Source organism: Salipiger sp. H15, assembly GCF_040409955.1.
In the GTDB taxonomy this organism is placed as follows: domain Bacteria; phylum Pseudomonadota; class Alphaproteobacteria; order Rhodobacterales; family Rhodobacteraceae; genus Salipiger.
Map to the genome: position 1 here is coordinate 255697 of NZ_CP123386.1, position 13180 is coordinate 268876.

Annotated in this window: 11 protein-coding genes; 7 read left to right on the top strand and 4 right to left on the bottom strand. The window is 69.0% G+C overall.

Features of this window, described 5'->3' with window-relative positions:
• Nucleotides 1-45: 45 nt before the first annotated feature.
• The 3 genes from PVT71_RS23760 (at nt 46) to PVT71_RS23770 (ending at nt 4067) form a co-directional block, all read left to right on the top strand.
• Nucleotides 46-1629 carry a xanthine/uracil/vitamin C permease gene (locus tag PVT71_RS23760; RefSeq protein ID WP_353475606.1) on the top strand — a complete coding sequence of 528 codons (1584 nt, stop codon included), beginning with the start codon at nt 46-48 and terminating at the stop codon, nt 1627-1629.
• A 90-nt stretch (nt 1630-1719) separates the two neighbouring features.
• Nucleotides 1720-3054 (top strand): guanine deaminase, encoded by a 1335-nt coding sequence (gene guaD, locus PVT71_RS23765; RefSeq protein ID WP_353475607.1) that lies wholly within the window; start codon nt 1720-1722, stop codon nt 3052-3054.
• A gap of 137 nt (nt 3055-3191) precedes the next feature.
• On the top strand, nt 3192-4067 hold the full coding sequence (locus PVT71_RS23770) for a bifunctional allantoicase/(S)-ureidoglycine aminohydrolase (RefSeq protein ID WP_353475608.1): 876 nt from the start codon (nt 3192-3194) through the stop codon (nt 4065-4067).
• On the opposite strand, the gene bhcR is transcribed toward PVT71_RS23770, so the two are convergent.
• Nucleotides 4048-4890: an HTH-type transcriptional regulator BhcR gene (bhcR, locus tag PVT71_RS23775; RefSeq protein WP_353475609.1), complete on the bottom strand. Its 843-nt coding sequence runs from the start codon at nt 4888-4890 to the stop codon at nt 4048-4050. The genes PVT71_RS23770 and bhcR overlap by 20 nt on opposite strands.
• Nucleotides 4891-5058: 168 nt before the next feature.
• Between bhcR and bhcA the strand changes: the two genes are divergently transcribed.
• From bhcA to bhcD, 4 genes are all read left to right on the top strand, one after another.
• Entirely contained in the window at nt 5059-6249 is a 1191-nt protein-coding gene (bhcA, locus tag PVT71_RS23780) for an L-aspartate--glyoxylate aminotransferase BhcA (RefSeq protein WP_353475610.1), read from the top strand.
• Nucleotides 6249-7220, top strand: coding sequence for a beta-hydroxyaspartate dehydratase BhcB (gene bhcB, locus PVT71_RS23785; RefSeq protein ID WP_353475611.1), 972 nt, complete (start codon nt 6249-6251; stop codon nt 7218-7220). The genes bhcA and bhcB overlap by 1 nt, the downstream gene beginning before the upstream one ends.
• A gap of 3 nt (nt 7221-7223) precedes the next feature.
• Entirely contained in the window at nt 7224-8387 is a 1164-nt protein-coding gene (bhcC, locus tag PVT71_RS23790) for a 3-hydroxy-D-aspartate aldolase BhcC (RefSeq protein WP_353475612.1), read from the top strand.
• 108 nt (nt 8388-8495) lie between these two features.
• Complete coding sequence (gene bhcD / locus PVT71_RS23795) at nt 8496-9461, top strand: iminosuccinate reductase BhcD (protein ID WP_353475613.1); 966 nt, start codon at nt 8496-8498, stop codon at nt 9459-9461.
• Between the two features lie 155 nt (nt 9462-9616).
• Here bhcD and PVT71_RS23800 read toward each other — a convergent pair whose 3' ends face one another.
• Genes PVT71_RS23800 through puuE form a run of 3 tightly spaced genes read right to left on the bottom strand, consistent with a single transcriptional unit; the run spans nt 9617 to nt 13060 of the window.
• Nucleotides 9617-11086 (bottom strand): nucleobase:cation symporter-2 family protein, encoded by a 1470-nt coding sequence (locus PVT71_RS23800; RefSeq protein WP_353475614.1) that lies wholly within the window; start codon nt 11084-11086, stop codon nt 9617-9619.
• A 52-nt stretch (nt 11087-11138) separates the two neighbouring features.
• Complete coding sequence (locus PVT71_RS23805; RefSeq protein ID WP_353475615.1) at nt 11139-11627, bottom strand: ureidoglycolate lyase; 489 nt, start codon at nt 11625-11627, stop codon at nt 11139-11141.
• A complete protein-coding gene (gene puuE, locus PVT71_RS23810) occupies nt 11624-13060 on the bottom strand; it encodes an allantoinase PuuE (protein WP_353475616.1) in 1437 nt (478 codons plus the stop codon). The genes PVT71_RS23805 and puuE overlap by 4 nt, the downstream gene beginning before the upstream one ends.
• Nucleotides 13061-13180 lie beyond the last annotated feature (120 nt).

Below are 13180 nucleotides of genomic sequence, written 5' to 3' on the forward strand. Positions count from 1 at the left end.
AGCGGGCGCCGCGGGACAACCGCAAGCAACCCGAGGAGACCCGACATGCGGGAAGGGAGTACCCACTACAAGCTGTTCTCACGCAGCGATTTCAGCGCCTTCTGGGCGCTCTTCACCGACAACCTGATCAACCTGATGGTGCTGTCGGGCGTCTGCCAGTTCGTCTTCGGCATGCCCGCCGAGATCGTCTACGGCCGCATCCTGCCCGGCGCAGCGGTGGCCATCCTGTCGGGTGTCGCGGTCTACGTGCTGCTGGCGAAACAGGCCGCGGCGCGGCAGGGGCGCGACGTCACCGCCCTGCCCTACGGCATCTCGACGCCGGTGATGTTCGTCTATCTCTTCGGGGTCATCGGGCCGATCTACTGGGCCACCAACGATCCCATGCTGGCCTGGCAGGTCGGCATCGGCGCGGGCTTCATCGGCGGCATCGTCGCCGGCATGGGCGCGCTGATCGGGCCCTGGCTCAAGCGCGTGACGCCGCGCGCCGGGATGCTCGGCACGCTCTGCGGCATCGCGCTGGTGTTCATCGGCACCGTGCCGCTGGCCACCGTCTTCGAGCAGCCCTACATCGGCTTTGCCTCGATGATCATCATTCTCTGGGGCCTCGTCGGGCGCTTCCGCCTGCCCTTCAACATCCCCGCGGGCCTCTTGGCGCTGATCGCCGGGACCGCGGTCGCCTTCACCATCGGCGAGGCGCGGATCAGCTTCGAGGGCACCGGCTTCTACCCGCCCCTGCCCTACATCGGCGACCTGATGGCGGGCATCCACCACCTCTTCGCCAACCCCGAGCTCTTCCTCGTGCTGGTGCCGGTACAGATCTACAACTTCATCGAGACGATGAACAACGTCGAGAGCGCCGAGAGCGCCGGGGACTACTACCCGGTCGGCCTCTGCCAGGTCACCGACGGCGTCGGCACGATGATCGGCGCGGTCTTCGGCTCGCCCTTCCCGACCACCGCCTACATCGGCCACCCGGCCTACAAGCGCATGGGCGCGCACGCGGGCTACATCATCGGCGTCGGCACGGTCATTCCGCTCGCCGCCTTCCTCGGCCTGCTCGCGTTCCTCAACAACCTGATCCCCGAGGCCGCCGCGGCGCCGGTGCTGGTCTTCGTGGCGCTGAGCCTGATCACCAACACCGCCCATTGCGTGCGGACGGAACACATGGCCGCCGTCACCATCGCGATGATGCCGCATGTCTCGTCCTTCCTGATGATCAAGTGGGGGGCGCTGATGGGCGCGCTGCAGGCGACCGGGGTGCAGGGACTGCCGCAACTCGGGGACGAGGCGCTGACCGCCGCGCTCTTGCAGCAGGGCGCGCATTTCTCCGGCCACCTCGCGCTCAGCCAGGGCGCGATCCTCACCGGGCTCATCTGGGGGGCCATCGTCGCCAGCGTGATCGACGGAAGGTTCCGCAACGCCGGGGGCTTCGCGCTTGCCGCCGCGCTGATGTCGCTCGTTGGGATCATCCACGGCGCCAGCCTGCACTGGCCCGAGCTCGGCCCGGTCTCGGCAGGCTACCTGATCGCCGCGGCCTTCCTCTACATCTACCCGCTGTTCCACCGCGAGGGCGCCCCCCTCAACCATGACGTGGTGGTCGAGGAGCCCTCCGCCGCGCCCGCGGAGTGATCCGGGCAGAGCCATCCTGACCCCACCGGCGCGGGCCGTATCCCGGCCCGCGCCCCCATTCCCCTCCCGCTTCCCGAGAAGGTGACCCCCATGAAGACCGACCAAGTGCTCCTGCGCGGGCGCATCCTCAGCTTCACCGCCGAGCCGCAGGGCCCCGAGGACCATGCCGCCTATCGCTACATCGAGGACGGGGCGATCCTGGTCGGCGGCGGGATGATCCGCGCCACCGGCACCTACGAGCAGCTCTCCCGGCAGGCCCCCGCCGCGCCCGTGGTGGACCACCGCCCGCACCTGCTGATGCCCGGCTTCATCGACACCCATATCCATTACCCGCAGGTGCAGGTCATCGCGTCGTGGGGCGCGCAGCTGCTCGACTGGCTCAACAGCTACACCTTCCCCGAAGAGACCCGCTTTGCCGATCCGGCCCACGCCGAGGCGATGGCCGAGTGGCTGATGGGCCAGCTCTGCGCCCATGGCACCACCACCGCCGTCGCCTATTGTTCGGTCCACGAAACCTCGGCCGAGGCCTTCTTCGCCGCCGCCGCCCGCCGCGACATGCGGATGATCGGCGGCAAGGTGATGATGGACCGGAACGCCCCCGAGGCGCTGCGCGACACGCCGCAGTCGGGCTATGACGCCACCAAGCGGCTGATCGCGCGCTGGCACGGCAAGGGCCGTGCGGGCTATGCCATCACCCCGCGCTTCGCCATCACCTCGACGCCAGAGCAGATGGAAATGGCCGGCGCGCTGGTCGCCGAGCACCCGGACTGTCACGTGCAGACCCACCTGTCGGAGAACCGCGACGAGATCGCCTATACCCTCAGCCTCTACCCCGAGGCGCCCGATTACCTCGGCGTCTACGAGCGGTATGGCCTGCTTGGTCCCAAGGCGCTGCTCGGCCATTCGATCCACCTCGAGCCGCGCGAGATCGACCTTCTGGCCGAGACCGGCGCGAAGCCGGTGTTCTGCCCGACCTCGAACCTCTTCCTCGGCAGCGGGCTCTTCGACGACGCGGGGCTGCGGGCGCGCGGGATTTGCAATGCCATCGCCACCGACGTCGGCGCGGGCACCAGTTACTCGATGCTGCAGACGCTCAACGAGGCCTACAAGGTGCTGCAATTGCAGGGCCAGAAGCTGCACCCGCTGAACGCCTTCCACTGGATCACCCGCGGCAACGCCGTGGCGCTGGGGCTGGAGGACCGGATCGGCACGCTCGAGCCGGGGACCGAGGCGGATATCGTCGTGCTCGACTCCTCGGCGACCGAGCCCATGGCGTTGCGGATGCAACGCGCCGAGAGCCTGAGCGAAGAGCTCTTCGTGCTGCAGATGCTGGGCGACGATCGGGCCGTGGCCGAGACCTACGTTGCGGGCGTGCCGCAGAAGCGCGCCGCGCCGGTGCGCCGGTCCGAGTTGCAGCCCGCCTGAGCATCTTCCGCTCGGACCGAAAGGCCGGGCGCGATTTTCTTGGAATCCGAGAAAGAGCTTTCGCATCGCGCCCCGTCGCCGCGCCGCTGCCGCCCCGCCATAGTGGCGGCAGAGATCCCTCCCACCGGAGCCCCGAGATGACCCCCAGATACTTCGCCCCCGAGGGCGGCCACCCGCCGCAGACCCAGCTGCTGACCGACCGCGCGGTCTTCACCGACGCCTACGCGGTGATCCCGCGGGGCACGATGCGCGACATCGTCACCAGCTTCCTGCCATTCTGGGAAGGCACACGTCTCTGGGTGCTGTCGCGCCCGCTCAGCGGCTTTGCCGAGACCTTCTCGCAATACATCATGGAAGTGCAGCCCGGAGGCGGCTCGGACCATCCCGAGACCGACGCGGGCGCCGAGGGCGTGCTCTTCATCGTCGACGGCAAGGCCACGCTGACCGTCGAGGGCGAGACCCACGTGCTGCGCGAGGGCGGCTATGCCTTCCTGCCGCCCGCCACGCTCTGGACCCTGCGCAACGCGGGCAAGGACGTGTTGCGCTTCCACTGGATCCGCAAGGCCTACGAGGCGGTGCCCGGCCTGCCGCATCCCGAGGTGATCATCGCCAACGAGCAGGACATCGCCCCGACGCCGATGCCCGGCACCGAGGGCAAGTGGGCGACCACCCGCTTCGTCGATCCCTCGGACCTGCGCCACGACATGCACGTCACCGTTGTCACCTTCGAGCCCGGCGCGGTGATCCCCTTCGCCGAGACCCACGTGATGGAGCACGGGCTCTACGTGCTGGAGGGCAAGGCGGTCTACCGGCTCAACCAGGACTGGGTCGAGGTCGAGGCCGGGGATTACATGTGGCTGCGCGCCTTCTGCCCGCAGGCCTGCTACGCGGGCGGGCCGGGCCGGTTCCGCTACCTGCTCTACAAGGACGTGAACCGGCACATGGCGCTGCGCCCCTCCGGCGCGGCGCAGGGGATGCCCGCGCCGCGCAAGGTCACCGCGCCCGCGGACTGATCCCGCCGATCGCCTCCGTCAACTCCCGGGCCGCGCGCATCACCGCGCGGCTCGTCTCGTTCGTGCTCTCCTCGCGCATCCGGATGGTCGGACCCGAGACGGAAATCCCCGCCACCGCCTCGCCCGAGGCGTCGAAGACCGCGGCCGCGATGCAGCGCATCCCGAGGTTCTTCTCTTCCGCGTCGATCGAGTAGCCCCGCCCCCGGATCGCCGCGAGATCGGCGCGCAGCGCCTCCGGCTCGGCCAGCGTGTGCGGGGTGAACCGCTCCATCTTCCGCGCCAGCAGCTTCTCCAGCCGCTCCCCGTCCATCTCCGCGAGCAGCGCCTTGCCGATCCCCGAGGCGTGCAGCGGCGACAGCGTGCCCGGCGGGAAGAAGGCGCGGATGCTCTCGTGCGTCTCGACCTGGCTGACGAAGAGCACCGAAGCCTCGCGCACGATGCCGAGGTTCGCGGTCTCGCCGGTCATCTCCATCAGCCCGCGCAGGATCGGCCGCGCCCGCTCGACGAGGCTGGTGCGGCGCAGGAAGCGCGCGCCGATGACGAAGGCCTGCGGGCCGATGTGCCAGAGCTGCTCGGCCGGATCGAACTCCACCAGCCGCCGCCCCTCGAGCGTGACGAGGATGCGGTAGACCGTGGCCGGGGACTGATCCAGATCGCTTGCCAGCTCCGACAGGGTCAGGCCGGAATGGCCGCTCAGGTAGTCGAGCACCTCCATCGCCCGGTCGAGCGACTTGATGGTGTTCTGCGCGCTGTTGTCCTCCCATCCGCGCGGCCGTCCACGGGCGCGGCGGGGGCTGGCTTCGGCATCTTTCGGGGAATCCATCAAATCTCTTTCATTCAACTTGAAAGCCGAATTCACGATATGAAAAAATCAACCACCTGACAACGCTTGATTTTCCAGATCAGTGCATTTCTGAAAAACGATTTCAAAAAAATTTCATCCCGCGCGCCCCCCGGTTACGGTGATCTTCAGCGACCAGAGGAGGTGGCCATGAGCTTTCAGAACCCCGTTTTCATCCCGGGCCCGACCAACATCCCCGAGAGCCTGCGCAAGGCCTGCGACATGCCGACGATCGACCATCGCTCGCCGCTGTTCGGGCAGATCCTGCACCCCGCCCGGACGGGCGTGCGCAAGGTGCTCAAGAGCGAAAGCGCCGAGGTCTTCATCTTCCCCTCGACCGGCACCGGCGGCTGGGAGACGGCGCTCAGCAACACGCTCTCGCCCGGCGACCGGGTCCTTGCGGCGCGCAACGGCATGTTCAGCCACCGCTGGATCGACATGTGCCAGCGCCACGGGCTGACCGTCGAGGTCGTCGAGACGCCATGGGGCCAGGGCCTGCCGGCGAACCGCTACGCCGAGATCCTCGCCGCCGACAAACAGCACCGCATCAAGGCCGTTCTTGCCACCCATAACGAGACCGCGACCGGCGTTCGCTCGGACATCGCCGCGGTGCGCCGCGCGCTCGACGAGGCGAGTCACCCGGCGCTGCTCTTCGTCGATGGCGTCAGCTCGATCGCCTCGATGGATTTCCGCTTCGACGAGTGGGGCGTCGACGTCGCCGTCACCGGCTCGCAGAAGGGCTTCATGCTGCCGCCCGGCCTCGCCATCACCGGCTTCAGCGAGAAGGCTCTCGCCGCGACCAGGACCGCCAAGCTGCCGCGCACCTTCTTCGACGTGCACGACATGGCCAAGGGCTACGCCAACAACGCCTATCCCTACACCCCCGCCGTCGGGCTGCTGAACGGGCTCACCCAGTCCTGCCGCATGCTGCTGGACGAGGGGCTGGAGAACGTCTTCGCCCGCCACCACCGCATCGCCGAGGGGGTGCGCGCCGCCGTCCGCGCCTGGGGGCTCGAGCTTTGCGCCGCCTCGCCCGAGGTCTACTCGGACACGGTCAGCGCGATCCGCACGCCCGACGGGTTCAACGCAACCGACATCGTCAGCCACGCCGCGCAGACCTATGGTGTCGCCTTCGGCACCGGGCTCGGCGAGGTCGCCGGGAAGGTGTTCCGCATCGGCCACCTCGGCAGCCTGACCGACGTGATGACCCTCTCGGGCCTCGCCTGCGCCGAGATGTGCATGAAGGATCTCGGCCTCGACATCACGCTCGGCTCGGGCGTTGCGGCGGCGCAGGAGTATTACCGCGCCACCCCGGCACTGGCCCGGAAGGAGGCCGCGTGATGAAGGATATCGCGCTGAACATCCCCACCTACGACGACATGCTGGCGGCCCACGCCCGCATCGCGCCGCACATTCACCGCACCCCGGTGCTGACCTCGTCCTTCCTGAACGAGCTCACCGGCGCGCAGCTCTTCTTCAAGTGCGAGAACTTCCAGAAGGCCGGCGCCTTCAAGGTGCGCGGCGCCTCCAACGCGGTGTTCGGCCTGACGGATGCCGAGGCGGCGCGCGGCGTCTGCACCCACAGCTCGGGCAACCACGCCCTGTCGCTCAGCTACGCCGCAGGGCGGCGCGGCATCCCCTGCCACGTGGTCATGCCGCGCACCGCGCCGCAGGCCAAGAAGGACGCGGTGCGCGGCTACGGCGGGATCATCACCGAATGCGAGCCCTCGACCAGCTCGCGCGAGGCGGTCTTCGCCGAGGTGCAGGCGGCCACGGGCGGCGATTTCGTCCATCCCTACAATGACCCGCGGGTGATCGCGGGCCAGGGCACCTGCTCGCGCGAGTTCATGGAACAGACGGACGGGCTCGACATGGTCGTCGCGCCGATCGGCGGCGGCGGGATGATCTCGGGCACCTGCCTCACGCTCTCCACCCTCGCCCCCGAATGCGAGGTCATCGCCGCCGAGCCCGAGCAGGCCGACGACGCCTGCCGCAGCTTCAAGGCCGGGCACATCATCGCCGACGACGCGCCCGAGACCGTGGCCGACGGGCTGAAGGTGCCGCTCAAGGATCTGACCTGGCATTTCGTCTCGACCCACGTCAGCGACATCCTCACCGCCTCGGAGGACGAGATCGTCGAGGCGATGAAGCTGATCTGGAAGCGCATGAAGATCGTGATGGAGCCGTCGAGCGCCGTGCCGCTTGCAACCATCCTCAAGAACAGGGACCGTTTCGCCGGCAAGCGCGTCGGTCTCATTATCACCGGCGGCAATGTCGACCTGGACCGCCTGCCCTGGGCCAAAGGAGCCTGAGCCATGAATGCACCCGTGACCTTCGACCAACTCGAGGTCGGCTTCGACGTCCCCGCCCTGCCCGGCATGGACGAGGCCGAGATCCAGACCCCCTGCCTCGTGCTCGACCTCGACGCGCTCGAGCGCAACATCCGCAAGATGGGCGACTATGCCCGCGCCCACAACATGCGCCACCGCGTGCACGGCAAGATGCACAAGTCGGTGGACGTGGCGAAACTGCAGATGCGGCTCGGTGGCGCCGTCGGCGTCTGCTGTCAGAAAGTGTCCGAGGCCGAGGTCTTCGTGCGCGGCGGCATCAAGGACGTGCTGGTCTCGAACCAGGTGCGCGATGCGCGCAAGATCGACCGGCTGGCACGCCTGCCGAAGCTGGGGGCGAAGATCATCGTCTGCGTCGATGACCTCGCCAACGTCGCCGAGCTTTCCGAGGCGGCGCAGCGCCACGGCACCACGATCGAATGCTTCGTCGAGATCGACTGCGGCGCGGGCCGCTGCGGCGTGACCAGCTCCGAGGCGGTGGTGCAGATCGCCCTGGCCATCGACGCCGCGCCGGGGCTCGAGTTCACCGGCATCCAGGCCTACCAGGGCGCGATGCAGCACCTCGACAGCTACGAGGCACGGCGCGACAAGCTGAACGTGGCCATCGCGCAGGTCAAGGAGGCCGTGGCCGCGCTGGAGGCGGTCGGGCTGAAACCCGCGCTGGTCTCGGGCGGCGGCACCGGCAGCTACTATTTCGAGAGCAACTCGGGCGTCTACAATGAGCTCCAGTGCGGCTCCTACGCCTTCATGGATGCCGACTACGGCCGCATCCGCGACAAGGACGGCAACCGCATCGACAACGGCGAGTGGGAGAATGCCTTCTTCATCCTCACGCAGGTGATGAGCCACGCCAAGCCGGGCATCGCCGTCTGCGACGCGGGGCTCAAGGCGCAGTCGGTCGACAGCGGCCTGCCGGTGGTCTTCGGGCGCACCGACGTCGAATACGTCAAGTGCTCGGACGAGCACGGGGTGATCGCCGATCCGCACGGCGCGCTCAGGGTCGGCGACAAGCTGAGGCTGGTGCCGGGCCACTGCGATCCCACCGCCAACGTGCACGACTGGTACGTCGGCGTGCGCGGCGGCAAGGTCGAGACGCTCTGGCCGGTCTCGGCGCGCGGCAAGGCCTACTGATCCCCATTCCCCTCATGCCCCGCGCGCCCGCTCACCCTGCAGGCGCGCCCTGCCCGCGCGCCACCTTCTGTCCCGGCGCGCGGGCTTTTTTGATGAAAGGAGAGCTTGATGCTCATCGTTCCCGAACGCGAGATCGCCGACCTGATGACCCGCGAGGCCGCCTTTGCCGCGGTCGAGAAGGTCTTTGCCGCCATGGCGGCAGGAGACGCCTACAACTTCCCCGTGGTGCGCGAGGCCATCGGCCACGAGGACGCGCTCTACGGTTTCAAGGGCGGCTTCGATCGATCCGGCCTGACGCTCGGGCTGAAGGCGGGCGGCTACTGGCCGCACAACCTCGAAAAGCGCGGGATGATCAACCACCAGTCGACGGTGTTCCTGTTCGATCCCGACACCGGCAAGGCGAAGGCGATGGTCGGCGGCAACCTGCTGACCGCGCTGCGCACCGCCGCGGCCTCGTCGGTCTCGATCCGCCACCTCGCACGCGAGGATGCGAAGGTCATCGGCATGGTCGGCGCGGGGCATCAGGCCACCTTCCAGCTGCGCGCCGCGCTCGAGCAGCGCGACTTCGACAAGGTGATCGGCTGGAACCTGCACCCCGAGATGCTGCCCAACCTTCAGAGGGTCGCGACCGAGGCGGGCCTGCCCTTCGAGGCGGTGGGGCTCGAGGGCATGCGCGAGGCCGACGTGATCATCTCGATCACCTCCTCCTTCGCGCCGATCCTGATGGCCGAGCATGTCGCGCCGGGCTGCCACATCGCCTGCATGGGCACCGACACCAGGGGCAAGCAGGAGGTCGCGCCGGAGCTGCTGGCGGCGGCCACGGTCTTCACCGACGAGGTGGCGCAGTCGGTCTCCATCGGCGAGGCGCAGCACGCGGTGGCCGCAGGGCTGATCGGCGAGGGTGACATCACCCAGCTCGGCGCGGTGATCGGCGGCGCGCATCCGGGGCGCAGCTCGGCGGAGGAGATCACGCTCTTCGACGGCACGGGGGTCGGCCTGCAGGACCTCGCCGTCGCCGCGGCGGTGGTCGATCTGGCGGTCGAGAAGGGCATCGCCATCGAGGTCGATTTCTGAGCCACGGCTTCTCGGCGCTTCATAGGGGCGGAGGCCAACGGCCTCCGCCCCTTTTCTTTGCGCGTGCCGCTTCGCCCGCGCTCCCGCCAAACCATGCCGCGCAAATGCAAACGGCGCGCCCCGAGGGACGCGCCGCAGCCTCCACGAAGGGTCGATCAGGCCCCGGCGCTCTCGCCGCGCGGCTCCTCTCCGCGGTGGCCGGCCAGGCCGCCCGAGACCTCTTCGGTGGATTCCTCTGCCAACTCCTGGGGCAGCAAAAGGTTCAACACGATGGCGATCAGCGCGGCGGGCAGGATGCCCGAGGCGCCGAGGATGCGCAGCGTGTCGGGCAGGTGCTGCAGCGCGTTGGGCGCGCCGGGCGCGACGTTCAGCACCTCGAGCTGCAGCCCCAGCCCGACCGACAGCGCCACGGCAAAGATCACCATGTTGCGCCGGGTCCAGTCGACGTCTGACAGCATCGAGATGCCCGAGGCGACGACCATGCCGAACATCACGATGACACCGCCGCCCAGCACCTCGATCGGCACGGTGCGGATGACGCCGCCGACCTTGGGCACCAGCCCGCAGACGATCAGGAAGATCGCGCCGATGGTCACCACGTGGCGGCTCATCACGCCGGTCATGGCGATGAGCCCGACGTTCTGGCTGAACGAGGTGTTGGGCAACCCGCCGAAAATCCCCGCGATCGCCGTGCCGACGCCGTCGGCGTAGGTGGCCCCGGCGATCTCGCGGTCGGTAGCCTCGCGCCCCGCGCCGCCCTTGGTGATGCCCGAAACGTCACCCACGGTCTCGACCGCCGAGACGAAGGCCATCAGGCAGAAGCCGATGACCGCCGCGACCGAGAACTCGACCCCGTAACGGAACGGCTCGGGCAGCGAGAAGGCGGCGGCGTTCTGCCACGATCCGGCGATGGCGTCGAGCGACAAGAGCCCGGTGAAGATCGCGTAGACGTAGCCGACGAGGATGCCGACCAGCACCGCCGAGATGCTGAGCATGCCGCGGGCGAAGAACTTCAGCCCCAGCGTCACCGCCAGCACCACCAGCGCCGCCGACCAACTTGCCCACGATCCGTAGCTGGCGAGCCCCGCCTCCTTGGCCGGCACGCCGCCCGCCGAGTACTCGATGCCGACCTTGACCAGCGCGAGGCCGATCATCGTCACGACGAGTCCGGTGACCAGCGGCGGCAGGGCGAAGCGGATGCGGCCGATCACCGTGCCGAGCAGCGCGTGGAAGACACCGCCCACGAGGATGCCGCCGAACATCGCGGCCAGCCCGTCGACCCCCTTGCCGGCGACCAGCGGGATCATGATCGGGATGAAGGCAAAGCTCGTGCCCTGCACGATCGGCAGCGCCGCGCCCACCGGGCCCAGCGTCAGCGTCTGCAGCAGCGTCGCCACCCCGGCAAAGAGCATCGACATCTGGATGAGGTAGAGCAGTTCCGGGAAATCCGGGCTGTTCGAGCCGAAGCCGAAGCCCGCGGCGCCCGCGACGATGATCGCCGGGGTCACGTTCGAGACGAACATCGCCAGCACGTGCTGGATGCCGAGCGGGATGGCGCGGCTGAGCGCGGGGGTGAAGTCCGGATCGCGCAATTGCTCGGGCGTTCCGATGCGGTGGTCGGTCATGTCTGGGGGTGCTCCCTGTTGGGGCGCGGGGCCGGTCTTGCTGCCGGCTTCCTCACGCGATGGCGTGAACGAGGTAGGGCTCTTCGAACCAGTGCTCCTCGAGGTTTGGCCCCTCGCCGATCCGGTCGATCACGGCAAAGAGCCCCGGCGCGCAGAGCGGGGTCAGCACCCCGTGCCACGTGCCGCGATGGAAATTGATCCCCTGCCCGGGGCGGGTCAGAAAGGCGCGGGGCGTTCCCGGGACGCCGCCAGCGTCCGGGGCGACGACCACGAGGAACGGATCAGGGCTCATTGGCAGGAAGGCCTGGCTGCCCTTCGGGTGCCGCTCGACCATCTCGAGCCGCAGCGGCAGCGCGCGCGGCTCGGCCTTGAAGAGGCTGATCCCGGCGCGGCCGTCCACGATGTCGAGCGTGGCGCGGTCGTGGAAGCGCCCGCAGAGCCCCTGATTGATGATCCGGTCGGGCGCGCCCTCGGCCTCCAGCACCTCGCCGAACGGGGCGAAGGCGGCAGCGGTGAGAGGCTCGGCGTCGATCCGGCTCATGCGCCGAACTTGTCCATCAGGCGCAGCTCGGCGATGCGTTCGACCTGCCGGCAGGCCTCGGCGAACTCGGTGGCGCGGTCATTGCCGAGGCGACGGCGGAAGGCCGCCATGATCGAGGCCTTGTCGTTGTCGCGCACCGCGATGATGAAGGGGAAACCGAACCTCGCGGTATAGGCCGCGTTCAATTCGCTGAAGGCATCGCGCTCGGCGTCGGTCAGCGCGTCGAGCCCCGCCCCCGCCTGCTCGGCGGTCGACTCCGCGGTGAGCCGCCTGGCCTGCGCAAGTTTCCCGGCAAGGTCGGGGTGCGCCGTCAGCACGCCGAGCCGCTGCTCGCCCGAGGCCGCGCGGAACACCCGCGCCAGCGCCGCATGGACGCCGCGCGCGGTGTCGTGGGTCTCGCCCAGTTCCAGCGCATGGGCACCCTCGGCGATCCACGGGCTGTGCTCGAAGACGCCGCCGAAGGCCTCGACAAAGGCGCGGCGGTCCATCTGCGAGGGGCGCGGGCCGGTCGGCGCGGGATGCTCGGCAGCCCAGTGATCGGCGATCTGCGCGCGGGTGGCGAACCAGACGCCCTCGTGCCCGGCCATGTGGGCCAGCACCCGCTTCAGCGCCGCGACCCGGCCCGGGCGGCCGACCAGACGGCAGTGCAACCCGATCGACAGCATCTTCGGCGCGCCCGCGAGCCCCTCCTCGTAGAGCGTGTCGAAACTGTCGCGCAGGTAGCTCTCGAACTGGTCGCCCGAGTTGAACCCCTGCGGCGAGGCAAAGCGCATGTCATTGGCATCGAGCGTGTAGGGCACGATCAGCTGGTCCTTGCCCGCGACCCGGCTCCAGTAGGGCAGGTCGTCGGCGTAACTGTCGGCGATATAGGCGAAATCGCCCTCCTCCGCCGCCAGCCGCACGGTGTTCATCGAACAGCGCCCGGTGTACCAGCCGCGCGGCGGCGCGCCGGTGACCAGCGAATGCAGCCGGATCGCCTCGCGGATCTGCGCACGCTCCTCCTCCTCGGGCATGTCCTTGTGCTCGACCCATTTCAGCCCGTGCGAGGCGATCTCCCAGCCCGCGCGCTGCATGGCGGCGACCTGCTCGGGCGCGCGGGCGAGCGCAGTGGCGACGCCGTAGACGGTGACGGGGATGTCCTTCAGCAACCGGTGCAGCCGCCAGAAGCCGGCGCGGGCGCCGTATTCGTAGATCGACTCCATGTTCCAGTGCCGCTGGCCCGGCCATTGTGCCGCGCCGACGATCTCGGACAAAAAGGCCTCGGAGGCGGCATCGCCGTGCAGGACGTTGTTCTCGCCGCCCTCCTCGTAGTTGAGGACGATCTGCACCGCGACCCTCGCGCCGTCCGGCCAGTTGGCATGGGGCGGATGCTCGCCGTAGCCGGTCATGTCACGGGGATAGCGGGGCGCGGGCAGCGGGCTTTGCAGCGTCATGTGGGACGGGCTCCTTCGGTGTTGCCTCCGGGTCATCCCATGTGTGTATTCCGGTTAATGCCGGATGATTTTCAATTTCTGTTTGAAGCTGCCTCAACCGACCTTGCGGTCGGAAGCCCG